Origin of the sequence: Viridibacillus arvi (assembly GCF_001274945.1) — a bacterium.
In the GTDB taxonomy this organism is placed as follows: Bacteria; Bacillota; Bacilli; order Bacillales_A; family Planococcaceae; genus Viridibacillus; species Viridibacillus arvi.
On sequence record NZ_LILB01000001.1, the window covers coordinates 1,679,505 to 1,705,266 of the forward strand.

Sequence of the window (25,762 nt, forward strand, 5' to 3'; positions counted from 1 at the left end):
TTGAACTAAAATATCTTTCAACTTATATCCGTCTGGATTTAAATTGTAAGAATTTATCAAATTTTATCAATAAATGTTCATTTTAATAACAGAAAAAATCGCTCAAGTATAATACTTGAGCGTTTTTTTTGATTACATATTTTTCAATTCGTTAATACGTTTCTCCACTGTTGCATATTTTTCAATATAGTCTGCTTCTTTTGCACGCTCAGCAGCTACAACGTCATCTGGAGCTTTAGATACGAAACGTTCATTGTTCAGTTTACCTTGAACTCGTTTCACTTCTTTATTCCATTTCTCAAGTTCATGTGATAAGCGCTCAATTTCAGCCGCTACATCGATTAATCCTTCAAGTGGTAAGAATAGTTCTGCGCCAGATACAACTGCAGACATACATTGACCAGGAGCTTCAATGCCTTCACCTAGTGTTAATGGCTCTGGGTTACAGAATTTTTCTAAATATGCTTTATTATCTTCCAGAACAGCCAGTGTTGCAGCATCTTTAGCTGAAACATATAAAGGCACTTTTTTGCTCATTGGCGTTTGTACTTCAGCACGAATGTTACGAACAGCACGGATAATATCCATTAGTAATTTCATGTTATCCGATTGTGCTTGTGAAGTTAAAGTTTCATCAACTGTCGGCCAAGCAGCTACTGTAATTGATTGGCCTTCATGCGGAAGGTTTTGCCAAATTTCTTCTGTGATAAATGGCATAAATGGATGTAACAGGCGCATTGTATTATCTAAAACATATGCTAGTACAGAGCGCGTTGTTTTCTTCGCTGCTTCGTCTTCACCGTATAATGGCAATTTCGCCATTTCGATGTACCAGTCACAGAAATCATCCCAGATGAAGTTGTATAATTGACGACCTACTTCACCAAATTCAAATTTCTCAGCTAAAGTTGTTACTTGTTCGATTGTTTCGTTCAGACGAGTTAGAATCCATTGATCTGCTACTGATTTTTTACCAGTTAAATCGATTTCATCGTATGTCATGCCTTCCATGTTCATCAAAGCAAAGCGTGAAGCATTCCAAATTTTGTTTGAGAAGTTCCAAACAGCTTCTACTTTTTCATTTGAATAACGTAAATCTTGACCCGGAGAAGAGCCAGTTGCTAAGAAGTAACGTAATGAGTCAGCACCGTATTTTTCGATAACATCCATTGGATCAACGCCGTTACCTAGAGATTTAGACATTTTTCGCCCTTGCTCATCACGAACTAAACCGTGAATTAATACATCTTCAAATGGACGTGTTCCAGTAAATTCAATACCTTGGAAAATCATACGAGAAACCCAGAAGAATATAATATCATAACCAGTTACTAATGTATTAGTTGGGTAATAACGTTTAAATTCTTCGTTTTCTTCATCTGGCCAGCCCATTGTTGAAAACGGCCATAATGCAGATGAGAACCAAGTATCCAATACGTCAGTATCTTGATTCCAGTTTTCAGCATCTGCTGGAGCATCTGTACCTACGTAAATTTCGCCTGTTTCTTTATGGTACCAAGCTGGAATTCGGTGACCCCACCAAAGTTGACGAGAAATACACCAATCACGGATATTCTCCATCCAACGAGAATACGTATTTTCAAAACGTGCAGGTACAAAGTTTACTTTGCCTTCTTCATCTTTTTGAAGCTCTAATGATGCATCTGCAAGTGGTTGCATTTTAACGAACCATTGTGTTGAAAGATACGGCTCAACAACCGCACCAGAACGTTCTGAATGTCCTACTGAGTGCATATGATCTTCGATTTTGAAGCAAACACCCATGTCTTGTAAGTCTTTAACAATTGCTTTACGGCATTCAAAGCGATCCATACCTTTATATTTTCCAGCATTATCATTCATTGAACCGTCTTCGTTCATTACAAGAATACGTGGTAAGTCATGGCGGTTACCTACTTCAAAGTCATTCGGGTCATGAGCTGGTGTAATTTTCACAACACCCGTACCAAATTCCATTTCAACGTACTCATCTGCAATGATTGGAATTTCGCGACCTACGATTGGTAATGTCACTGTTTTACCGATTAGATGTTGGTAACGTTCATCTTTAGGGTGAACAGCGATTGCAGTATCACCTAGCATTGTTTCAGGGCGTGTAGTTGCAATTTCAATTGCTCCAGTTCCATCAGTTAATGGATATTTGAAGTGATAGAAAGCCCCTGGAATGTCTTTGTAAATAACTTCGATATCTGATAACGCTGTTTTAGTTGCAGGATCCCAGTTAATGATATATTCACCGCGGTAAATTAATCCCTTTTCGTAAAGTTTTACGAATACTTCTTTTACTGCATCAGAAAGTCCTGCATCTAATGTGAATCGTTCACGAGAATAATCTAGCGCTAGACCCATTTTCGACCATTGCTGACGAATATGACCTGCATACTCTTCTTTCCATTCCCATGTTTTTTCAACGAACTTTTCGCGGCCTAAGTCATAACGAGTAATACCTTCTTCACGAAGTTTCGCTTCTACCTTTGCTTGTGTTGCAATACCCGCATGGTCCATACCTGGTAACCAAAGCGCATCGTATCCTTGCATACGCTTCATACGAATTAGGATATCTTGTAATGTTGTATCCCAAGCATGCCCTAAGTGTAGTTTACCTGTTACATTTGGTGGTGGAATCACGATTGAATATGGCTCTTTGCCACTTTCAGGTTGTGCTTTAAAGAATTCTCCTTTTAGCCACCATTCATAACGTCCTTGTTCGATTGACTGTGGATCATATTTCGTTGGCATTGATGTCGTTTGTTGTTCTGTCAATTTGACGACCTCCTTTTAATGTTTTGTTAACAACGAAGTATTTTGTAGTTTTTTGCAAATAAAAAACTCCTATCGCCTAAAAAGGACGAAGGAGTTGAATTCGCGGTACCACCTTTATTTCAACACAAAAAACGTGCTGACACTTCATTGTATAACGGCTTCTAACCGGCTTCTGCTAAGCTTTATCAGGTTCACAGAAACTGCTCCAGGGCGACCTTCAAATGTGTGTAAGCGGAAACTCGCACCTAACGTTTCCTCTCTTTGGCAAACACAATACATTCTACTCTTCCCTATCTATGCATCTATATTAAGATGACCTTATTGTATCGGAAAAAAGATGCATTTTCAAGTTTTTTAGAAAGGAGGACCACATTTCATGTCACGTCGAAAATATAATCCTTATTTTCTACCACCTTGGCTACGGAGAACAAGATTTTACTGTAGAAGTATTATCGTTCCTATTTGTTGCTTCCAAGGTATTCGTGTAATCATCATCCCGACAACATGGGACATTATTATACTTCTGGTATTAGTCTTATTGTGGTATCTACTGTTTACGGATTTCCTTTAAGTTATACGTTTTAATTGTATATGCTTCTTCTAAATCCCATAAGAACGCATTAGATTCTGGTTCTTCTTGAGCACTTGCCTCGGCAGTAGTGGTAGGAGAATTCCCTACTACTTCTGCTTCTACTTTTGCAGTAGCAACTTGCGGCTCCTCATAATTACATGTCGCCTGCCAGCTGAAATGACAACTACCATCATCTTGGAATGTTGTCGTAATATAGTCTACTTTTATTTCTACAGGAACGTCTTTATTCACTCGATCTCGAGGCAAATTTACATGTAACGGCACAGCATATTCAAAATAACCCGATTCTCCTTGCATGTCTAAATCCTCTATTGTTGTCCAAGTTGAAGTCCCATGATGTGGTGCTTCTCCTTCTGCAAATGCTACATTGGCAGAAATATGATAAATACCTGTTAAAAATACTGATTCACCTGACTCTTCTTGTGTCCAACGAGGTGTAATTTTCACATTCGACGTATCTTGCGGTTTACCAAAACTTTCAGGAAAATTAAATCCTTCTGCGATTTCCCAGGAAATATGTTGCATAGCTTGACCTCCTTCATATATCTAATAGAATATATGCTTGATAGTATTGTGATTATGCATTATGTTATGTCCATAGATTAATCGATTGTAGTTATTCGCTTGTTGGTCGGGTCCATTAGAGCCATTGATACTCTAAGATAAAGATGAGCTCTATTACGTATATCATTAAAGTATTCAAATGCATTAAAAAAGGCCTTCTCGCAATAGAGAAAGCCTTTTTCTTATATTAGCGTGCAAGTTGTTTAAATACTTTTTGGAAAGCTTGAACTGTCTTTGCAATATGTTCTTCAGTGTGCTCTGTAGAAACAAATACACCTTCAAATTGTGACGGCGGCAAGAAGATTCCTTCGTTCGCCATTAAACCGTAGTATTCAGCAAACAATTGTAAATCAGAAGTTTTCGCTGTTTCAAAGTTAATAACATTCTCATTAGTTAAGAAATAGCCAATCATTGAACCTGCTCGATTTACTGTGTGAGGGATATTATACATTTCTGCAGCTTCGCGGAAACCTGCTTCTAATTGATCACCTAGTTTTGTGAAGTAATCATATGTTTCAGGCTTCAAATGACTAATTGTTGCTAAACCAGCAGACATTGCTAGTGGGTTACCTGATAATGTACCCGCTTGATAGATTGGACCTGCTGGAGCAATTTTCTCCATAATTTCACGCTTACCTCCGAATGCACCTACAGGTAGTCCACCACCGATTACTTTACCAAGACAAGTTAAATCTGGTGTTACACCGTAGTGACCTTGAGCACTATGATACCCTACACGGAAACCAGTCATTACTTCATCAAAGATTAATAGTGAGCCAGCATTAGTTGTTAGTTCACGTAAGCCTTCAAGGAATCCTGGTAACGGAGGAACTACACCCATATTACCGCAAACCGGTTCAACGATTACTGCAGCAATTTCTTCTCCGAATTTTTCGAATACAAGTTTAGCTGATTCTAAATCATTATACGGAACAGTTAATGTGTTTTGAGCAATTCCCATTGGTACACCAGGGCTGTCTGGTAAACCAAGTGTTGCTACACCTGACCCAGCTTTAATCAGTAAACTATCTCCATGTCCGTGATAGCTACCTTCGAACTTCAAAATTTTATCTCTTCCTGTAAAGCCACGTGCAGCACGGATTGCACTCATTGTTGCTTCCGTACCAGAAGATACCATACGAATCATTTCGATAGAAGGAATACGATCTATTACCACTTTTGCTAGTTCATTTTCTACTAGTGAAGAAGCACCGAAGCTTGTTCCTGTTTCAGCTACTTTTTGAATTGCAGCTACAACATCAGGATGCGTGTGACCAATAATTAATGGACCCCATGATAATACATAGTCAATATAATCATTACCATCGATATCAGTAATGATTGCTCCTTTACCGCTAGCCATGAAAATTGGGTCCATATCTACTGCTTTAAATGCACGAACTGGACTGTTTACGCCACCTGGCATTAAGTTTACTGCTTCTTTAAAGGCTTGTTTTGATTTTTCATATGAACGTGTCATGAATTATTTCCCCTCCATCCAACGGACTGCATCTTTTGCGTGATAAGTAATGATTAAGTCTGCTCCTGCGCGTTTCATACCGAGTAGTGTTTCTAAAACCGTTTGTTTCTCATCAATCCAGCCATTAATAGATGCTGCTTTGACCATCGCATATTCGCCACTTACATTGTAAGCAACAACGGGTAAATCGTAGTTATTACGTACATCGCGTACAATATCTAAGTAAGCCAATGCTGGTTTAACGATTAAGAAATCCGCTCCTTCTTCTACGTCTGAAGTAGCCTCACGCATTGCTTCCATACGATTTGCAGGATCCATTTGATATGTTTTACGATCCCCAAATTTAGGTGCACCATCTGCTGCATCACGGAATGGTCCATAGTATGCTGAAGCATATTTTACTGCATAAGACATGATTGGAACATCTTCAAATCCAGCATCATCTAAGCCTTTACGAATCGCTGCTACAAAACCGTCCATCATATTAGATGGCGCAATAATGTCTGCTCCCGCCTCTGCTTGAGAAACTGCTGTTTTTGCTAATAAATCTAGTGAAGGATCATTTAAAATCTGTTCTTTATCATTCACGACACCACAGTGACCATGAGAAGTAAATTCACATAGGCATGTGTCCGCGATAACCACGATTTCTGGGTAATTCTTTTTCACAAAACGAGTTGCTTCTTGAACAATACCGTGATTATGGAAAGCTTGAGTACCTACTTCGTCTTTTTCAGCAGGCAAGCCAAAAAGAATAACTGAAGGAATACCTAGTGATACTACTTCATCCATTTCCTCAGCTAAACGATCAATTGAAAATTGGAAAACGCCTGGCATAGAAGATACTTCATTTTTAATATTTTCGCCATCCATGACGAAAATGGGATAGATGAAATCTTCTTTATGCAAATATGTTTCTTTTACCATTGAACGCATAGTAGCGGATTGACGTAAACGTCTATGTCTTTTAAATGTTAAATCTCTCATTTTAGATGTTCCTTTCTATTAGCTAACTCTTGAATCAGTGCTTTCATTGTATAGGTGTGTGGCATTATATCAACTTTAGCTCCCGCTTTAATTAGCGCTCGCTCTGTGATATGTCCTATGGCTAGAACATTAAATGAATGCCAACCGATTACCTTTGCTACATGTTTAGAAAAAACCTCTACTGCAGATGGACTTGCAAAGGCAATGCTTACATTTGTCGATTCTTTTAAAAGTGTTAGCAGTTCTGTAGTATGTTCTGTCGTTTGAACCGTTTCGTAGACAGTCCATTCATTAACATGACAAGATAAACCTTTTACTATAGTATCCTTTGCCATCGAACCCTTAATAAATTGACAGGATACATTATCTCCCGCAATTGTAGGGAACTCTTGTACAAATACATCTGCACTGAAAGTTGATGGCATAAAATTAATCTCAAAACCTATTTTTTCAAGAGCTTCGGCTGTTTTTGTACCAACAGCAGCCACCTTACATGTCCACTCAGATGCCTGGAAATGAAAACGCTGTATTTTACTTATAAAAGCAAGGACCGCATTTTGACTAGTGAAAATAAGCCAATCATATCGCTTACTTTTTTCAAGTCGTTGTCGGTCCATGTCACTTTTAACCTCATTAACAGTAATAAGCGGTAGGTGTATAGCCTGACCGCCTAATTGTTCAATTTGCTTTTTCACGGATGCTGTAACATGTGTGCCTGTTAATACGATTTTGTCTCCACTAAGAGATAAATCATTTTGCATCTTGCTCAGCCTTTACTTTTTGAATTAAATCAAAGGCTCCTTGCTCTGTTAAAATACGAGCAACTTCTTCACCAGCTGCTTTAGCATCTTCCATTGTCACTGTTTCTTTATAAATAACAGACGCATCTGGAGCTGCTACTAAACCAGTTAGTTCAATTTGTTTTCCATCAAATTTTGCGTAACCTGCGATTGGTACTTGGCAACCGCCATCCATTGCTGCAAGATATGCACGCTCTGCATGTGCTTCTTCCCAAGTTGCTTTGTCTGTTAATTTAGCAAGTTCAGCTAATAATTCAGCATCATCACTACGACACTCGATACCTAGAGAACCTTGTCCAACAGCTGGGATACACATTTCAGCAGATAAGTATTCTGTTACGACATCTTGACTCCAGCCTAGTCGTTTAAGACCTGCTGCAGCTAAAATAATCGCATCATATTCGCCCGTTTCAAGTTTCGCTAAACGTGTATCTACGTTTCCACGAATCCATTTGATTTCGATATCTGGACGTTGGGCTAATAATTGTGCACTGCGTCGTAAGCTACTCGTTCCAACAATAGCACCTTTTGGTAGATCCGCAAATTTTACATGACCTTTTGAAATGAAAGCATCACGTGCATCTTCACGTGGAGGGATACAGCCAATTACAAGCCCCTCTGGTAGAATTGCTGGCATGTCTTTCATACTGTGGACAGCAAAATCAATTCCTTTATCAAAAAGTTCTTGTTCGATTTCTTTTACAAATAGTCCTTTACCGCCTACTTTAGAAAGTTGGACATCTAAAATTTGGTCACCTTTAGTCACGATTTCTTTGACTTCAAATTCAAACGGAGCCCCCGCCTGCTTCATTTGATTGATAAACCAATTAGTTTGCGTTAAAGCAAGTTTACTTCTTCTTGAACCTACTACTATTTTTCTCACAATAATCCAACCTTTCTATTAATACCAAAGATGAAAATCAGACAATCTACTTCCTAAAAAGAAATTGATGATTACAAACAGAAATGCATACACATGAGCCCACGCATAACCTGTCGAATGTAATTTCCCTTTTCGATTTCCATATATGATGAAACAATATATTAACAACGAAACAAATGAACCAACAATTTTCACATCAAATACAGATACGTTATCTAATGTTAAATATGCCCATTGTAGGCCTAAAATTAAACTTATTAATAATAACGGAATACCCGTTAATAATGAAGCTGTCATTCCTTGCTCAGTTTGCTGTAATGATGGAAGTCTCGTCCATTGCTTCGTCCATTTCTTTTTCTTTAATACATTATATAAAATCAAATATAATGTCGAAAAAACAAACGATAGTGAGAATGCCACATACGAAAGTATTGCGAATGTAATATGGATAAATAAAAGCTCAGAGCTTAGTGCCTCACCTACTGGCGACTGTGCAATTTGCGATGGTGCAAATGTATGAATCGTCATAAAGATGAATCCAATTACGTTGATGAAGAATACTGGTAAATCTACTCGATACACACAATGTAAAAGAATCGAAATGGTTATTAATAACCAAGCGTAGAAATAGATTCCTTCAAACAACGATAATATAGGGAAACGATGCGTCTCCACTATATACATTACTAAAAATACTGATTGTAAAACCCATACGATGGAAAGTAGCCAAAATGCAACACGGTGAGCTTTTGCATCCTTATTTAAATAATCTATAAAATAGAATACAAGACTGATTGCATATAAGACGACCATCGCTTCATGTAGTCTTGTCATCGTCAAATCAGCCATAACTTACTCCTTTATTTTTAACTTTATCGCAAAAAAAAGACGATTCCGCATCTATTAGTTTACCATACAGATACGAAAACGCCTCCTAAACAAATTTCATTTAATATGATAATCCAGGACTAGAAGATTGTGCTTCTTCTGCTGTTTTTTGCATTCGATTTTTTTCTTCTAACTGGTGCTTTTTCACTTCATCTTGCACTTCATTTTCAATTCCGAAGATTTGTTGGAATAGCTGTAATTGTTCATTTGCTTTTGCTGAACTAGCCATTTCCTTAACTTGCAGAATTGGTTCTTTTAATAATTGATTAATAATTGATTTAGTATGCTTACTTAACACCTTTTTCTCACGATCTGTTAAATCAGGCATTTTGTTTTCGATACTTAGCATTGTTTCCTCTTGAATTGTTGCTGCTTTTTTACGAAGCGCAGCAATTACAGGTACTACACCAAGTGTTGATAACCAGTCTTGGAATTCATGAATTTCAGTGTCAATCATTGACGAAATTTGCTTAGCAGCACGTTCACGCTCAGCAAGGTTTGCCTCAACTATGCCTTGTAAATCATCAATATCATATAGGAAGACATTTGGTAAATCACCAATACGTGGATCTAAGTCACGCGGTACAGCGATATCTACCATGAATAATGGTTTCCCTTTTCTTAAACGTTCAACAAATTGCATTAATTCAAAATCAATAACATAGTCTGTCGCACCAGTTGAACTGATTAAAATATCAGCTTCAAGAAGTGTACATTGGAGCTCTTGCATTGATTTTGCTGTTCCTTCAAACTTAGAAGCAAGTAACTCAGCTTTTTCAAATGTACGATTAATCACCGTTACTTTACCAACACCACTACCATACAAATTTTGAGTCGCTAATTCACCCATTTTACCTGCGCCTAAAATAGCAACATGTTTTTGTTGTAATGATCCGAAGATTTTCTTAGCAAGTTCTACAGCAGCATAAGAAACAGAAACTGCATTTTCGCCGATAGCTGTTTCACCATGCGCGCGTTTTGCGAAAGTAATCGCTTGCTTAAATAGTTTATTGTAAACCGTACCAGTTGCACCGATTTGTTGTCCATTTAAGAAGCTAGTACGCACTTGTCCAAGAATTTGTGTTTCCCCAAGTACCATTGAATCTATCCCAGCAGTAACGCGGAACAAATGCTCCATCGACTGTTCATCTTCACGAATATATAAATGTGCAGAAAAAGTTTCAACAGGAACTTTAAACCAATCTGCCAAAAATTGTTTTATATAGTGACGTCCAGTATGCAATTGATCGACTACAGCATACACTTCTGTTCGGTTACATGTAGATACAATTACGTTCTCTAATATGCTTTTTTCACTTTGAAGAGCTCTCATAGCATTCGGTATTTCACTCTCAATAAATGAGAATTTTTCACGAATCTCTACTGGAGCTGTCTTATAATTCAAGCCTACTACGATGGTATGCATGAAATCATACACCTCTCACGTTCATCTAATTCACGATTTCTATTATAGCATAAATGTCAGTCACGGCTAGTTTTAATTGTGAACGGCATATGAATGATAATAGCACTCGCCTTATTTAGAATTATTATAATGTAAGTGTATCAAAAAATTTGTCGAACAACAACCATATTGCTTCATATATTATTTTCCCCAAACGAGCACATAACTATTCAAGAAATAACAAAAGAGCGCAAGAAACTATCACTCGCGCTCTTGCTATGAAACTGTTACATTCTTTTTTCAATTTCTGCCCAAGCTTGGTCCATGCCCATGCTTTTTTCAGAAGAAAATAAAATAAGTGGATCATTTGGATCCATATCCAATACATCTTTCACCACTTTTTTATGTTTTTCCCATTTACCTTTTACAATCTTATCAGCTTTCGTTGCAACAACGATACATGGGATATTGTAATGTTTTAAGAAATCATACATCATACAGTCATCAACTGTAGGTTTATGACGAATATCTACAATCAACACAACCGCTTTTAATAATGATCGGCTAGTGAAATATTGTTCAATCATTCGTCCCCAAGCTTCACGCTCAGATTTTGAAACTTTAGCATAACCATAACCTGGAACATCCACAAAGAACAATTGCTCTTCAATTTTATAAAAATTTAGTGTTTGCGTTTTCCCTGGTTTAGATGAAATACGCGCCATACTTTTACGCCCAATCATTCGATTGATAAAAGATGACTTCCCTACATTTGATCGTCCTGCCAAAGCGAACTCTGGCAGACCATCTTCTGGATATTGTGCTGGTCGTACTGCACTAATGACCATTTCTACATTATTAACTTTCATATTTCTCCTCCGTCTAACGCTATTTCCAGTACTTCATCTGCGTTTGACACTATCTTAAATGAAAGCTGTTCACGAACACTATCTGGTATATCATCAATATCGCGTTCATTATCTTTCGGTAAAATAATTGTCGTTAAGCCTGCACGATGCGCCCCTAACGTTTTTTCTTTCAAACCACCAATTGGTAATACTCGTCCACGCAACGTCACTTCACCCGTCATTCCTACTTCTCGTCGGATTGGACGTTTCGTTATGGCAGATGTGATAGCTGTAACCATTGTAATCCCCGCTGATGGACCATCTTTTGGTACGGCACCTTCTGGCACGTGAATGTGAATATCATGTTTATCAAAGAATTCTGGGTCAATATTCAGGTCCTCTGATTTTGAACGGACATAAGATAAGGCCGTTTGAGCAGATTCCTTCATCACGTCTCCTAGCTTACCAGTTAACTGCAATTTGCCTTTACCAGGAGTTAATGACACTTCAATCTGTAAAGTATCACCACCAACCGTTGTATACGCTAATCCTGTTGCCACACCTATTTGATTTTCTGTTTCAGCTTGTCCGTAATGGAAACGATGTTTTCCAAGAATATCTTCAAGATTCTTAGCCGCCATTACCACACGTTTTTTATCACCTGCAACAATTTGCATCGCTGCTTTACGGCATAATGTTGCAATTTGACGTTCTAATCCTCGAACACCTGCTTCGCGCGTATAATATCGAATTAAATCAATTATAGCATCATCACGAATTTGCAATTGTGCCTTTGATAAACCATGCTCTTTCAGTTGTTTCGGTAGAAGATGTTTTTTCGAAATTTCATGCTTTTCTTGCTCTGTATAACCCGCGATTGTAATGATTTCCATACGATCAAGCAATGGGCCAGGAATCGTACTTAAATCATTTGCTGTCGCAACAAATAATACATTTGATAAATCATATGTTTCTTCAATATAATGATCACTAAATGAATTGTTTTGCTCTGGATCTAATACTTCAAGCATAGCAGCAGAAGGATCTCCTCGGAAATCGTTTGACATCTTATCGATTTCATCAAGTAAAAATACAGGGTTTACTGTACCGGCCTTTTTCATACCTTGTATGATACGTCCTGGCATTGCACCCACGTAAGTTCTTCTGTGTCCACGAATTTCAGACTCATCACGTACACCACCAAGTGAAATACGGACAAATTTACGATTTAATGCTTCTGCAATCGATTTCGCCAAAGAAGTTTTACCTACTCCAGGAGGTCCCGCCAAACATAAAATAGGGCCACGTAAAGATTGTTTTAATTGTCGAACTGATAAATATTCAAGAATACGTTCCTTTACTTTATCAAGTCCTTCATGATCACGATTTAAAACTTTTTCTGCCATTTTAATATCATGTCTATCTTCAGTCTTTTCTTTCCATGGTAATGCAACTAGCCAATCAATATAACTACGAATAACGCCACTTTCAGCTGCTGCTGCAGGCAATTTTTCGTATCGATCCAATTCTTTATACGCCACTTTTAATGTAGCTTCAGGCATTCCTGATTCTTGGATTTTCTTTTTCAGCTCAGATACTTCACCTGTTTTGCCTTCACGATCGCCAAGTTCAGTTTGGATTGCCTTCATTTGTTCACGTAAATAGAATTCCTTTTGCGCTTTTTCCATAGCACGTTTTACTTTAGAGCTAATCTTTTTCTCAAGATTCAATACTTCCTGCTCATCATGTAAACGTTGAATTAATATTTCCAAACGCTCTTTTACGTCGATGATTTTAAGAATCTCTTGTTTACCAGTAATTTTCAACGGCAAATAAGAAGCAACCATATCTGCAAAGCGTCCTGGTTCTTCAATATCAGCAACAGTATCATATGTTTCTGTAGTTACTTTACTGGAAGCTTTTGAGTACTTTTCAAAATAAGTAAGAAGTGTGCGCATTAATGCTTCTGTTTCAGCATCCACAGTTTTTGAATCTTCGAAGTTCTCTATTTCTACAACTGCAAATTCTTCTCCATCGCGATAATCAACTACTTTAGCACGATTTAGTCCTTCAACTAGTACACGAATTGTTCCATTTGGTAACTTTAGCATTTGTTTTACATATGCGACTGTACCGACTGTGTATAAATCATCCGGCGTAGGGTTTTCAATGCTCATCTCTTTTTGAGTGACTAAGAAGATAAGATTATCTTCCAACATTGCATGTTCAAGAGCTGCTACAGAGCGCTCACGACCTACATCGATATGTAATACCATTGTGGGATAAACGAGTAAACCTCTCAAAGGCAATAATGGGATATCTTTTGTTCTTTTTACTTCAGTCATGCGGGTGATCACCTCCATTAGATTTTGTCCGATTTACCCGCAAATCAAACATTATTAATTACAGAAATGATTACCATTTCAATTTCACTCTTCATAAGTGTTTATCGACTGAATTTTATTTTAAAAAAAGCCAGCTTTCGAGTAGTGCTGTTTGGCACTTTTTCGAAGCCAGCTTTTCAATCAGTTATTAAGCAGATGTTTTTTCGCTGTCTGATTTTAACTCAGTTCCATCTTCAAGTAGAAGTTTTGGACGAGCTTTTTCTGTAATCGTTTCTTTCGTAATGATACATTTTGCAATATCATCGCGAGAAGGTAGTTCAAACATAACATCTAACATAATGTTTTCAATAATTGAGCGTAAACCACGAGCACCTGTTTTGCGTTCGATTGCTTCTTTAGCAATTTCCAATAATGCATCTTGATTGAACTCAAGTTCAACATCATCAAGAGCTAGCATTTTTTGATATTGTTTAGAAAGCGCGTTTTTAGGCTCAGTTAAAATTTGAACAAGCGTTTCAGCATCTAGCTGTTCTAGACTTGCTAATACCGGAAGACGACCAATAAATTCAGGAATTAAACCAAATTTCAATAGATCTTCTGGGATTAAATACTTCATCAAGTTATTATCTTCAGGTTCATCTTTCTTACCATTCGAACCGAAGCCAATTACTTTTTGGCCTAAACGACGCTTAATGATAGATTCAATTCCGTCGAATGCTCCACCAACAATGAATAAGATATTAGTTGTATCGATTTGGATAAATTCTTGATGTGGGTGTTTACGTCCACCTTGTGGAGGAACGCTAGCAACTGTGCCTTCTAAAATTTTCAGAAGGGCTTGTTGTACACCTTCACCAGATACATCACGTGTAATCGATGGGTTTTCTGATTTTCGGGCTACTTTATCGATTTCATCAATATAAATAATCCCTTTTTCAGCACGTTCGATATCATAATCTGCTGATTGGATTAGTTTAAGTAGAATGTTCTCAACATCCTCACCCACATAACCAGCTTCAGTTAAAGATGTAGCATCCGCAATAGCAAACGGTACATCAATAATACGCGCTAATGTTTGGGCTAGTAATGTTTTACCACTACCAGTTGGTCCGATTAAAACGATATTTGATTTTGAAAGTTCTACATCGTCAATTACACTGTTAGAGTTTACACGTTTATAGTGATTATATACTGCAACAGATAGGGCTTTTTTTGCACGCTCTTGACCGATGACATAATCATCCAAAATTGCAAGAATCTCTTTCGGTTTCGGAATATCTTTTAGTTCTACTTCTTCTTCTGTACCTAGTTCTTCAACTACGATTTCAGAACACAACTCGATACATTCATCACAAATATATACACCTGGTCCTGCAACCAGTTTACGAACTTGTTCTTGTGGTTTGCCACAGAATGAGCATTTTAAGTTGCCTTTTTCGTCATTAAATTTGAACAATTATTTCACCCCTATTCAAACAATAATGTTACAAGATTACGTTAACATTATCAAATATAATGATTTTGTATAGCTTGTAACACTTTGCTATCTTATTCTCTCTATGTATTCAAAGTGCTAATTATGTATGTGATAAAACAAGGTACGCTGAAAATCACGTACCTTGTCCTATCAATTCATGGTGCTATTTAAATATTACTCAGTAATTTTTGCGTTATCAGCTAAGAATTCAACTGTTTTTTGGATTTTGATATCGTGTTCTAAAACATGAGTACCACCTAAAGCAGTTTTAATTTGTTCTGCATCCATACCGAATTGTGCAGACATTTTTTCTAATTCAGCAGTTAAATCTTCTTCAGTTACTTCGATTTTTTCTGCTTCAGCAATTGCTTCTAAAACTAATGATACACGAACGCGGCTTTCAGCGTCAGTTTTCATTTGGCCACGAAGAGCTGCTTCGTCTTGACCTGAGAATTGGTAGTAAAGATCAAGATTCATACCTTGCATTTGAAGGCGTTGAGTGAATTCTTGCATCATACGATCAATTTCAGTGTTAATCATAGCTTCTGGAATATCCATTGAAGCGTTAGATGCTGCTTTTTCTACTAGTTCATCACGTAGAGCTGTTTCAGAAGCTGTTGCTTTTTCAGCTGCAGTTTTTTCTTTTAGTTTAGTACGTAGAGCATCTAAACCTTCAACTTCGCTATCGATTTCTTTTGCAAGATCATCGTTTAGCTCAGGAAGTTCTTTACCTTTAACTTCATTAATAGTTACTTTGAAAGTAGCTTGTTTACCAGCTAACTCAGCAGCATGGTATTCTTCTGGGAAAGTTACTTCAACTTCTTTAGCTTCGCCAGTTTTTGCACCTACTAATTGTTCCTCGAATCCTGGGATGAATGAACCAGAACCGATTTCAAGTGAGTAGTTGTCGCCTTTTCCGCCTTCGAATGCTTCGCCATCAACGAAACCTTCGAAATCGATTACTGCAGTATCGCCAGTTACGATTGCTTGATCTTCTTTAACAACTAGCTCAGCTAGACGTTCTTGTTGCTCTTTTAATTGAGCTTCAATTTCTTCATCAGTTACAGCAGTATCTTGTTTAGTCACTTCTAAACCTTTATAGTCACCAAGAGTTACTTCTGGGCGAACAGTTACTTTCGCTGTGAATGTGAACGCTTCGTTTTTATTGATTGCTTCGAAGTCGATTTCTGGTTGATCAACTGGTTCTACTCCAGCTTCATCAAGAGCTAATGGGTAGTTACCATTTACTAAGATTTCTAATGCATCTTGGTATAATGATTCAACACCAAAGCGTTGTTCGAACATTTGACGAGGCATTTTACCTTTACGGAAGCCCGGTACGTTAATTTGTTTTACTACTTTTTTGAAAGCTTGATCTAAAGCTTCATTTACTTTTTCAGCAGATACTTCTACTGTTAATAATCCAGTATTACCTTCTTGTTTTTCCCATTTCACTGACATTTATTCTACCTCCAAAAATAATTTCAAATGTTAGACAATTCATTCGTTTTTACGATTTTGACAACCATTTTAGTATATCATAGATAGCTATACTTTCAACTTATTTCATACGTCAGGCAGTTCAGAAAGTTGCTCAAGCTTGTGGAAAAAGTCCATCAAGTCATAATCAGTTTCCTTTACTTCTCCAAACATTGAATGTACAAAATCTACGTAGCCATCCGCTATTTCCCTAGCTTCATAATCAAACCATTCAAATGGATAAGTTACGACAATATGTCGATGTATTAAATATTGTACCATATCTAATGCCGATGGTTCTTGCTGTAGCTCATCTTCTACAACTGACAAGACTGCTTTTGTAACTGGTAAGGCAGATGGCTCTGCTAGCTCAGATGGATTAACCGTACACTGAACATTGAATTTTGTAACCTTCACTGTTGTATCAACTTGTTGACTTACTAGCAATAACAATGCCTCACTTTGAAGTAAGGGATGGATTCGGTCATCTTCGATAATGGATACAATTTCCTCTTTTATATGACGAATATTAACCTGTCGAATACTCTGCAATAATTGAAACTGTTTCATATAAGATAAAGAGAAAAAATGATCTAGTTGTAACTCAGTACTATCAATCTTCAAATCGACAACTGGCTCATCTGTCTGAATTAGATTCTCTGCTATACGAGCATTAAGTTCTTGCAAGCGAATAAACTTAGGAATTGATTCTTCAGGAATTACTTGTTCTTCCAGTAACGATCTGATTAATTCTTCTACCTGATTGAATTCTTTCAATTCCATACAGACAGTGAGATATAACTCCATCGCTTCTATGTATTTATGAGGACCTATCGCGAGTAATTTCTCACATGCCTCTTTCGCTTTTTCAAAATTTCGTATTTCATATAAGGAGAAAGCATATACACTAAGCGTACTTTCATCGCCTTCAGTATACTGCAATGCTTCACTAAGAGCTTGCACAGCTAAGTCATATTGATAATGCTCTGCAAAGTGATGTCCATCAGCTATTAATTTATCTATAGCTCCAGGAAACACAATGACATTATCTTGTTTTAGAATATTGTGTCGTTTTTTTCGCAAGTGTGCTCACTCTCCCACTCTATTTTATCATATCTTGCATATACACAAAAACATTTTACATACCCATATTCCCTACTAGCTTAGCGAAGGATTGAAACGACAAGTTCAGATAGAAGGGATTTTACTTCCAAAATATATATAGGTAGAAACTCTACATGTCACTGAGTAAGAAAGCGACTTTCTCCCATTATAACCGTCTTCCTTGCTATATAATCGGCCACTCTTTCAAAGGTATACTACCTAGGATTAATTGTTTACAAAATGCTGCTCAACTGACTGTAAAAAGCTTTGTATCGCTACTGGCAGGTGACGATTTTTCATATATGCTAGATAAACCGTTCTTTCAAGGGAAGGGTGGTCAATAGGCCTTTTAACAACAGTACTGTCAATTGGTTCCATAACATAATTTTCAGGGACAATTGTAACCCCTAAATTATTTCTCACTAATGAAACTGCTGTTTCAAAACGCTCTATCTCAAATTGAATGTTTAACTTTAATTGCGCAACTTTGAAGGCATTTATAATATCTATTCGTGTTTGAAAACCTTCTGTACTAACAATGAATGATTCCTGCTCTAAATCAGCTAAGCTTAAACTAGCTTTTTTTGTAAGTGGATGTCCTTGAGGTAACACAGCTACTAATTGTTCCTGATAAAGTGGAATCGATTCTATATCCTCATCATAAATCAATTGATTCGTAATGATTGCATGTGATTTATATGTTTGAAGAGAGTGTTTAACATGCTCAACACTTAGCACATCAAAAAGCTTAAATACCATTGCCGGATAGCTTTGTTTATAGGTATAAATCAAATTAGGCAACCAAGTCTTAAGTGATTCAATAATCCCCAGTACAATTTCACCTTTTCCTCCAGCTATCACTTCCTTCATTTCTTTATTCATGATATCCATTTGAGATAACATGATAGTAGCTCTCGTATATAGCAATTCACCGGCATCCGTTAATACAAATTTCCGAGTACTTCTTTCAAGTAAAGGTGCTCCAACTTCAAGTTCCAGCTTTTTTACTGCATTACTTAAAGAAGGTTGCGAAATATGTAGTTTTTCAGCTGCTTTAGAATAACTTTTATTATTCACAATTGTGATGAAATAATATAATCGTTTTAAATCCATAGTAATTATCTCTCTCCACTTATAGTTTTTAACTATTATTTTATAATAATTATATATTAGAAATTATAATTAATGAAATATATAATGAATTTACAATCAATTTTAATTATTCTAAACGTTGAGGTGAAATATATGTACACAAAGATTACTAAAGAACAATGGCAAGGGCGAATAGACCATCCGACAAACAGAGTGAGTTTTCGATATCATCAAGTAGTTGAACCAATCAATATTCAAGAAATTGAAGAAAGTACAACTCCCACTTCAACTATTATTGGCTTTGAATGCGAAGAAGGCGTAAGAAGAAATCAAGGTCGTCTGGGCGCAGCTGCTGCTCCTAATGCTATTAGATCCTCATTATCAAGTTTGCCTTGGGTACTGCCTACTGAAAATAAATTACAGGATGCTGGCAATATTGCATGTAAAGGTACACATCTTGAAGAAGCTCAAATTGAATTAGGGAAAGCTGTCACTAATATTTTGAATTCTAAATCTAAGTGTATCGTGCTCGGAGGAGGTCACGAAACTCTATATGGCCATTATTTAGGTATTAGAGAAGCGATTGGGCCAGAGAAAAAACTCGGCATAATCAATATTGATGCTCATTTTGACTTGCGCTCATATGAAGTTGAGCCATCATCTGGTACGATGTTCCGACAAATTTTAGAACAAGATACGAATGCTAGCTATTTTGTACTTGGTATTCAACGTTATGGCAATACAATGGAATTATTCGAAAAAGCAGATGAACTTGGTGTCCATTACATTTATGAAGATGAGTTAATTACTGATACATCTCAACTTTATAAGAGCGAGATACAAGAATTTATCGATAACCATGACGCAGTGTTGCTAACACTCTGTACAGATGTATTGAACGCTGCATTTGCACCTGGTGTTAGTGCACCTTCTCCGTTTGGCTTATCTCCACAAATTGTACGCTCTATTATTCAATTTGTGACAAGTCATGAAAAAACAATGTCATTTGATATTTGTGAAGTAAATCCATCGTTAGACGAAGGGGGAAGAACAACAAAATTAGGGGCGTATTTCGTCAACGAAGCGATAGTTTCTTTTAAAAAGGGGTATGGTAGATGTTAGAAATCAATCAAATTACAACTGTCTTTTTAGCGGTTGCATTATTAACTTTAGGTAGTTTTCTCATTAAAAAGATAGGTGTTTTACAGCGTTTTTGTATACCAGCACCTGTTGTTGGGGGCTTAATTTTCGCAGCAATTACAACTATTTTACAAGCAACAGGCACTTTAGAAATCTCACTAGATACTTCTTTACAAAGTTTATTTATGATTACTTTTTTCACAACAGTTGGTTTAGGTGCTAGCTTTAAATTAGTAAAGCTTGGCGGGAAACTTTTAATCTTTTATTGGCTTGCTTGTGGCTTTTTAGCGCTTATGCAAAATGTAATCGGTGTCTCACTTGCATCATTATTTGGCATCGACCCTCTAATCGGCATGATGGCTGGAGCTGTATCAATGGAAGGTGGGCATGGTTCTGCTGCTGCGTTTGGACAAACATTAGAGGATCTAGGAATTTCCTCAGCGATGACTATTGGCGCTGCTGCTGCAACATGCGGTCTTGTAGCAGGTGGGCTAATCGGTGGTCCGATTGTAAAATATTTAATTACTAAACACGACTTGAAACCTGCTGAAGAAGAGGAAGTTGCTAGCCATGAGGATGATGACTATCCAATTACTTCTGAATCTTTTTTATTCCAAGTGTTTATCATTACATTCTGTATGGCAGTAGGTACATATCTGGGGACACTATTCTCAGAAACTACAGGGTTTGTACTTCCTGGGTATGTTGGCGCTATGTTTGCTGCTGTCATTGTACGAAATATATTAGATAAAATAAAACCACACTCTGTACATATGAAGAGTGTTAACTTAATCGGTGACGTGGCATTAGGAGTCTTCCTATCAATGGCATTAATGAGTATTAAGCTTTGGGAAATTGCAGATTTAGCCTTACCATTATTTGCGATCGTCTTTGTTCAAGTAATATTTATCGTCGTATTTAGTATCTTCGTGTTATTCCGCATCCTTGGGAAAAACTACGATGCTGCTGTTATGGTTGCAGGTTTTGCTGGACACGGACTAGGCGCAACACCAAATGCAATGGCCAATATGTCTGCTGTTGTAAACCGTTTTGGTCCATCTCGCAAAGCATTTTTAATCGTACCAATCGTTGGCGCATTTTTAATTGATGTCTTTGCAATACCAATCATTATCACTACCATTAATCTACTCAAATAAAAATAGGGCCGTTATCCACTTGGATGACGGTCCTATTTTTATTTGGCGGATGAAATTTATTATAAAGAGCTTCTAAAAAAAGCATAAAGGCACCTTACTTACCGACCTTGTGAATTTCGCTTTCTTTCGTCGTCCTTTATTCCCTATGTTTATAAAAAACATTCTAGCCCTATACACGAACAATATACAAAGTATGATCAATGCCCTCCGCCATAATAATAAGGATTCTGAACAGCGGTATAATATGGATGATAGTTTGTCATAGGAACACTAGGTTGTTCTATGTTGGTATTCTTTGGCTGTTTCAAGCAGTTGTCAGTTGGACCAATAAGTATTGATTCGTTATTTAAAGGTTCAAGCGTTTTTTTCAATTGATTAGGATCTAAACAATAAGCATATGCAAGCACTTCAGTCGGTGTTTTCGTGAGAAGATCAGATCCTAAAATAGCTTCTGGATACGGGGCATCAAATATCGCAAGTAAATGCGTACTTTCTTTAGTAGCTATTTCCCAATGCCACCAACCTTGAGGAATATTCGCTACTTGCCCAGGGGTTATAGGGAAATGAGATACTTTACTTGTAAATGGGTTAATCAAAGAAACGACCGCTGCTCCTGAAATACAATAAACTAGCTCAGAAGCATTTTGGTGATAATGCGGTTCAACAATGCGGTCTTTACTTAAAAAAATATCAAAGAGCGACACATTACCAAGCGTATTTAAATTATTTCTCCCTAAACTATTAATAAAATTTTCATTATTACGAGTAAATAATCTGTTTTTATTTAGATCAAAAAAGAATTCTACATTCGGTTGTGTAAAATCCATATAAGAAATAGACATAGACCAAAAACCTCTTTTCTTAAAAAATTCGCTTCATCGTATATTATGCGAATGGTAACAATGCGTGACAAATGCCTATAAACAAAAAAGGAAATCCTTTGAAATAAGGATTCCCTGAGCTTTTACTTTTATTTTCACATCCGTTGCCAAAAACGTTGAATGGTCATCGCTTCTATAAATTCCTTAGAGAAGGTTTGCGGATTTTGATCTACTAATACACCCGGCTTCCCTAAAATTCCAAGCGACTCTAAAATTGGCGCAGCCGCTTCTGAAGCGCCAATCGGTTTGAAATGATTATACGTGTCTATTACAAATGCCTTTGTTTTCCATAGGAAGTTTTCGTTTGCATTTGGACTTACTCCTATATACAAACCATCGTAAAGTAAAGGTGAACCTGTTAAAAAACTTTGATCTACTTTTAATTCTACACCGTCAGTACCTTTCACTACACCTAATTCGTCATGAACAATGACTGGTTGAAGCCCCACTTTTTTCCACTGCTCTAATAAATAATTTGTTTCTCTACCATTGAATTCACTTTCTAAAATAACTCCTACTTTTAGCGTTTTTGGTGAAAGTTTAGTATTAAATAGACTTAAAGCTGGAGATGACTTTTTCACCTGGGATTCTTGTACTTTCGGAACCTCTACACCTAATGCAGTAGCAACAACTGTCGCTAACTCTGAACTAATATGTCCTAGCATGTTCACAACTTGTTGTCTTACAGAGACACTTTGTACCTTTCCTAATTCAAAGCTAAAGGCTTGCATAATATGCTCTTTTTCCACAGGTGTCATGCTATTCCAAAACATGCGTGCTTGTGAGAAGTGATCTTCGAAACTTTCCGCTGTCTCTCTCATTTTTCTTCCATCTACTAAGGAAGGATAAGTAACAAAACCGCCTTTTGAACCTGGCACTGTATAAGGTGTATTATCTGCTAATGAGTTTTTATGGTAAGCAATTCGATCTTTGTCGATGATATAGCGAGAAGCACCATCCCGCTGATTATTATGAAAAGGACAAATCGGTCGATTTATCGGCAGCTCTTGATGATTCGTCCCCACGCGATAAAACTGTGTATCAGAATAAGAAAATAGTCGACCTTGTAATAGTGGGTCATTAGTAAAATCTATACCTCGAACAATATTACCGGGGTGCAAAGCGACTTGCTCAGTTTCGGCAAATACATTATCAACATTTCGATTCAACGTAATTTTCCCAATCATTCTAACTGGTACATCTTCTTCAGGCCATAGTTTAGTGGAGTCTAATATATCAAAATCAAATTTAAATTCATCTGACTCTTCCAACACTTGAATACCAAGTTCATATTCCGCATAATTACCGTGTTCTATATTTTCCCATAGATCTCTTCTATGATAATCTGCATCTGCCCCACCTAACTTCTGTGCCTCATCCCAAATAAGCGACCGCAAGCCTAGTACTGGCTTTATATGAAATTTCACAAAACGAGATTTACCATGCTTATTGACGAATCGGAATGCATGCACGCCAAAGCCTTGCATCATTCGGAAACTTCTAGGAATGGTTCTATCACTCATAATCCACATTGCCATATGGGCAGATTCCTGATTGTTTGCTATAAAATCCCAGAATGTATCGTGCGCTGTTTGCCCTTGTGGAATTTCATTGTTAGGCTCGGGTTTAACTGCGTGAATTAGATCAGGGAACTTAATACTATCTTGGATGAAAAACACAGGAATGTTGTTGCCTACTAAATCAAAATTTCCTTCTTCTGTATAAAATTTCGTTGCGAAACCACGGACATCTCGATTCGTTTCATTTACTCCTCTAGAACCTGCCACTTGTGAAAAACGTATAAATAATGGCGTTTTGACAGCAGGATCATTAAGGAATTTAGCCATTGTTAATTCTTCAAGTGACTCATACAATTCAAATTCACCATACGCTCCGTATCCACGTGCATGCACAACTCTTTCCGGAATGCGCTCTCGATCAAAATGAGACATCTTTTCACGGAAAAGGAAATCTTCAATTAGTGTCGGACCTCTGTCCCCCGCTTTTAACGAGTCTTCATCATTGGAGACTTTCACTCCTTCATTTGACGTCATGATTTTCCCTTTGTTTTCACGGACAAACTGCTGGAGTTGCTGTTCTTTCTTATCCATCTTGTCGTTATTATTTTTCAAAAAACCACCTCATCCATACTCTATGCACGTGTTTTTTTCATTAGTAGTAAAACTAGAGAAAAATAATATACATAAAAAAGCACCATCTAAAGGTTTGAAAAATGCTTTAGATGATGCTAAATTTTGTTATAATTCTTTCACCATAGTAGTTACTATTTTATCAATGTCAGGAATGGTGTTTTCCTTATTTTGTACAAGGACGCTAAAAATGTACCACTCACCGCTATCTGCTTGCACATATCCACTTAATGTATTGACTGCATTGAGAGACCCTGTTTTTGCAATAACTTTCCCAGCTGTTAATGGTTCTTTAAAACGATTACGCAACGAACCTCCTATCATTCGTTCAGCATTTGCCGCTACAGGTAAACTAGTATAATACGTTTGGTACCAGCTTTTCTCTTTTTGAACTTTGTAAAGCATATCAGTTAAAGCATTGCTTGTTACACTATTCTTATGGGACATACCTGAACCATCTTCAAAGTCCCATGCTTTCATATCAAGTTTTAATGATTTGCCGTACGATTCTACAACTTTTAAACCAGCTTTGGTGCTCCCATCATGCTTTTCAACTTGCCCCATTGTTTTCACTAAAATATCGGCAATCCCATTATTACTAAGTTTCATATATGGGATCATAATATCTTTTAATGGCATTGATCTTTTTTCAGCCAGTAAAGTAACCTTTTTAGGCGTCTTCATTACTTTACGCGTATGACCATTTATAAATTGAATGCCCGCTTCTTCTAAAACCGATTGAAACATTGATAATGTGTGTATGGTCGGATTTTTCACTGTAATCCACTCTCGCCCCGTTTTGCCAATTGGCAAATTTCCACTAATGACAATTTGATTGGATTTGTATAATCTCGTAATATCTAATGTGTTGGCATCAGTTTCTTTGACTGTCTTCGCTTTATTTATAATTTCCATTTCACCAATATATGGTGTGACTTTAACAGTAGGAGGTGTATCAACTGATCCTGTAGACACATCCACGATAACAGTTCCCGTATCATAATCAGTATTAGGAGAAGTTGTTAATGCCGTTATCGGGGCTGCGTAATAATACGGTTCATCATCCCATACAATACCTGGCGTTAGTAATTCGCTATCAAACCATGTATCATCAGCAAATAAATCACCCTCCACAGTATGAACACCTTTAGCTTTCAACTTCCCCGCAAACCATTCCAAATCTTCTTTCATTAAAGTTGGGTCTCCTTCACCCCTTATGTACAGATCCCCCTTTAAAAAACCATTTGTAATTTTACCGTTCGTAAACAGTTGTGTTTTAAACCGATAATTATTTCCAAGTACATCTAAAGCGGCTGCCGAGGTCAACAATTTCATATTTGATGCTGGCTTGATTGCTTGACCACCTTTGTATGAATAGATCAAACGCCCAGAATTCTTTTGCCGCACGGAAATACTCACTTCTGCTCCGTCAAGCTGTTCCTTTACAATCTTTTCAATATCTTCTCTTAATAGATTTAAATCCTGAGTACCAGCATCAATCGTCTGGCCAAATAATAAAAAACTAACCATAAGCATGAATACTTTCACAAATAAAGAAAGCCTGCTTTGCATACTTATCCCCCTTTTCTACTAGGTTAAAGTTTTGTAAATTTCGTATTGGTTCACTAGTATATGCTTTATTTTCCCTGTCAATTCTCACTTTTTTCCACGGTTCAAGCAGTTCACTTCAGTTATAATTCCCATAA

At 37.0% G+C, this 25,762-nt stretch carries 19 protein-coding genes and 1 other annotated feature; of the genes, 2 read left to right on the forward strand and 17 right to left on the reverse strand.

Translation table 11 applies throughout. The annotated features are described in order from the left end of the window. Nucleotides 1-132: 132 nt before the first annotated feature. From AMD00_RS08045 to AMD00_RS08110, 14 genes are all read right to left on the reverse strand, one after another. The gene (locus tag AMD00_RS08045; protein WP_157059221.1) at nt 133-2,760 is read right to left on the reverse strand and encodes a valine--tRNA ligase; all 2,628 of its coding nucleotides are present in this window, start codon (nt 2,758-2,760) and stop codon (nt 133-135) included. Nucleotides 2,761-2,862: 102 nt separating this feature from the next. Then, nucleotides 2,863-3,090, reverse strand: a binding site (T-box leader). 241 nt (nt 3,091-3,331) lie between these two features. Further along, complete coding sequence (locus tag AMD00_RS08050) at nt 3,332-3,901, reverse strand: hypothetical protein (RefSeq protein WP_053416504.1); 570 nt, start codon at nt 3,899-3,901, stop codon at nt 3,332-3,334. Between the two features lie 226 nt (nt 3,902-4,127). Further along, the gene (gene hemL, locus AMD00_RS08055; RefSeq protein ID WP_053416505.1) at nt 4,128-5,420 is read right to left on the reverse strand and encodes a glutamate-1-semialdehyde 2,1-aminomutase; all 1,293 of its coding nucleotides are present in this window, start codon (nt 5,418-5,420) and stop codon (nt 4,128-4,130) included. Between the two features lie 3 nt (nt 5,421-5,423). Next, the gene (gene hemB, locus AMD00_RS08060) at nt 5,424-6,407 is read right to left on the reverse strand and encodes a porphobilinogen synthase (RefSeq protein WP_053416506.1); all 984 of its coding nucleotides are present in this window, start codon (nt 6,405-6,407) and stop codon (nt 5,424-5,426) included. Next, entirely contained in the window at nt 6,404-7,168 is a 765-nt protein-coding gene (locus AMD00_RS08065) for a uroporphyrinogen-III synthase (protein WP_053416507.1), read from the reverse strand. Before AMD00_RS08065 ends, hemB begins: the two co-directional genes overlap by 4 nt. Continuing rightward, nucleotides 7,158-8,090, reverse strand: coding sequence for a hydroxymethylbilane synthase (hemC, locus tag AMD00_RS08070; protein WP_053416508.1), 933 nt, complete (start codon nt 8,088-8,090; stop codon nt 7,158-7,160). The genes AMD00_RS08065 and hemC overlap by 11 nt, the downstream gene beginning before the upstream one ends. Before the next feature lie 18 nt (nt 8,091-8,108). Next, nucleotides 8,109-8,939, reverse strand: a complete 831-nt coding sequence (ccsA, locus tag AMD00_RS08075; RefSeq protein WP_053416509.1) for a cytochrome c biogenesis protein CcsA — start codon at nt 8,937-8,939, stop codon at nt 8,109-8,111. 100 nt (nt 8,940-9,039) lie between these two features. After that, complete coding sequence (gene hemA, locus AMD00_RS08080; protein WP_053416510.1) at nt 9,040-10,404, reverse strand: glutamyl-tRNA reductase; 1,365 nt, start codon at nt 10,402-10,404, stop codon at nt 9,040-9,042. Between the two features lie 266 nt (nt 10,405-10,670). Further along, entirely contained in the window at nt 10,671-11,252 is a 582-nt protein-coding gene (gene yihA / locus AMD00_RS08085; RefSeq protein ID WP_038187485.1) for a ribosome biogenesis GTP-binding protein YihA/YsxC, read from the reverse strand. Then, complete coding sequence (lon, locus tag AMD00_RS08090) at nt 11,249-13,576, reverse strand: endopeptidase La (protein WP_053416511.1); 2,328 nt, start codon at nt 13,574-13,576, stop codon at nt 11,249-11,251. The genes yihA and lon overlap by 4 nt, the downstream gene beginning before the upstream one ends. A 187-nt stretch (nt 13,577-13,763) precedes the next feature. Continuing rightward, nucleotides 13,764-15,032 (reverse strand): ATP-dependent protease ATP-binding subunit ClpX, encoded by a 1,269-nt coding sequence (gene clpX / locus AMD00_RS08095; RefSeq protein WP_053416512.1) that lies wholly within the window; start codon nt 15,030-15,032, stop codon nt 13,764-13,766. Nucleotides 15,033-15,227: 195 nt separating this feature from the next. Then, nucleotides 15,228-16,514, reverse strand: a complete 1,287-nt coding sequence (gene tig / locus AMD00_RS08100; protein ID WP_053416513.1) for a trigger factor — start codon at nt 16,512-16,514, stop codon at nt 15,228-15,230. Between the two features lie 105 nt (nt 16,515-16,619). Next, nucleotides 16,620-17,615 carry a tetratricopeptide repeat protein gene (locus AMD00_RS08105; protein ID WP_053416514.1) on the reverse strand — a complete coding sequence of 332 codons (996 nt, stop codon included), beginning with the start codon at nt 17,613-17,615 and terminating at the stop codon, nt 16,620-16,622. Nucleotides 17,616-17,861: 246 nt separating this feature from the next. Next, the gene (locus AMD00_RS08110; protein ID WP_053416515.1) at nt 17,862-18,749 is read right to left on the reverse strand and encodes a LysR family transcriptional regulator; all 888 of its coding nucleotides are present in this window, start codon (nt 18,747-18,749) and stop codon (nt 17,862-17,864) included. Between the two features lie 132 nt (nt 18,750-18,881). Here AMD00_RS08110 and hutG point away from each other — a divergent pair, with 132 nt between their 5' ends. Both hutG and gltS read left to right on the forward strand, forming a co-directional pair. After that, nucleotides 18,882-19,850, forward strand: coding sequence for a formimidoylglutamase (gene hutG, locus AMD00_RS08115; RefSeq protein WP_053416516.1), 969 nt, complete (start codon nt 18,882-18,884; stop codon nt 19,848-19,850). Next, entirely contained in the window at nt 19,844-21,025 is a 1,182-nt protein-coding gene (gene gltS / locus AMD00_RS08120; RefSeq protein WP_053416517.1) for a sodium/glutamate symporter, read from the forward strand. The genes hutG and gltS overlap by 7 nt, the downstream gene beginning before the upstream one ends. A gap of 197 nt (nt 21,026-21,222) precedes the next feature. Here the strand turns inward: gltS and AMD00_RS08125 are convergent, their stop codons facing one another. The 3 genes from AMD00_RS08125 to dacB form a co-directional block, all read right to left on the reverse strand. Continuing rightward, nucleotides 21,223-21,867, reverse strand: a complete 645-nt coding sequence (locus AMD00_RS08125; RefSeq protein WP_053416518.1) for a cupin domain-containing protein — start codon at nt 21,865-21,867, stop codon at nt 21,223-21,225. 134 nt (nt 21,868-22,001) lie between these two features. Next, a complete protein-coding gene (locus AMD00_RS08130; RefSeq protein WP_053416815.1) occupies nt 22,002-24,017 on the reverse strand; it encodes a catalase in 2,016 nt (671 codons plus the stop codon). 147 nt (nt 24,018-24,164) lie between these two features. Continuing rightward, nucleotides 24,165-25,628 carry a D-alanyl-D-alanine carboxypeptidase/D-alanyl-D-alanine endopeptidase gene (gene dacB / locus AMD00_RS08135; RefSeq protein WP_053416519.1) on the reverse strand — a complete coding sequence of 488 codons (1,464 nt, stop codon included), beginning with the start codon at nt 25,626-25,628 and terminating at the stop codon, nt 24,165-24,167. Nucleotides 25,629-25,762 lie beyond the last annotated feature (134 nt).

Bases quoted from the DNA above. Each gene is read 5' to 3' on its own strand.
- AMD00_RS08045 (WP_157059221.1), bottom strand. From the start codon at position 2,760: ATGCCAACGAAATATGATCCACAGTCAATCGAACAAGGACGTTATGAA.
- AMD00_RS08050 (WP_053416504.1), bottom strand. From the start codon at position 3,901: ATGCAACATATTTCCTGGGAAATCGCAGAAGGATTTAATTTTCCTGAA.
- hemL (WP_053416505.1), bottom strand. From the start codon at position 5,420: ATGACACGTTCATATGAAAAATCAAAACAAGCCTTTAAAGAAGCAGTA.
- hemB (WP_053416506.1), bottom strand. From the start codon at position 6,407: ATGAGAGATTTAACATTTAAAAGACATAGACGTTTACGTCAATCCGCT.
- AMD00_RS08065 (WP_053416507.1), bottom strand. From the start codon at position 7,168: ATGCAAAATGATTTATCTCTTAGTGGAGACAAAATCGTATTAACAGGC.
- ccsA (WP_053416509.1), bottom strand. From the start codon at position 8,939: ATGGCTGATTTGACGATGACAAGACTACATGAAGCGATGGTCGTCTTA.
- hemA (WP_053416510.1), bottom strand. From the start codon at position 10,404: ATGCATACCATCGTAGTAGGCTTGAATTATAAGACAGCTCCAGTAGAG.
- yihA (WP_038187485.1), bottom strand. From the start codon at position 11,252: ATGAAAGTTAATAATGTAGAAATGGTCATTAGTGCAGTACGACCAGCA.
- lon (WP_053416511.1), bottom strand. From the start codon at position 13,576: ATGACTGAAGTAAAAAGAACAAAAGATATCCCATTATTGCCTTTGAGA.
- tig (WP_053416513.1), bottom strand. From the start codon at position 16,514: ATGTCAGTGAAATGGGAAAAACAAGAAGGTAATACTGGATTATTAACA.
- AMD00_RS08110 (WP_053416515.1), bottom strand. From the start codon at position 18,749: ATGGATTTAAAACGATTATATTATTTCATCACAATTGTGAATAATAAA.
- hutG (WP_053416516.1), top strand. From the start codon at position 18,882: ATGTACACAAAGATTACTAAAGAACAATGGCAAGGGCGAATAGACCAT.
- gltS (WP_053416517.1), top strand. From the start codon at position 19,844: ATGTTAGAAATCAATCAAATTACAACTGTCTTTTTAGCGGTTGCATTA.
- AMD00_RS08125 (WP_053416518.1), bottom strand. From the start codon at position 21,867: ATGTCTATTTCTTATATGGATTTTACACAACCGAATGTAGAATTCTTT.
- AMD00_RS08130 (WP_053416815.1), bottom strand. From the start codon at position 24,017: ATGGATAAGAAAGAACAGCAACTCCAGCAGTTTGTCCGTGAAAACAAA.
- dacB (WP_053416519.1), bottom strand. From the start codon at position 25,628: ATGCAAAGCAGGCTTTCTTTATTTGTGAAAGTATTCATGCTTATGGTT.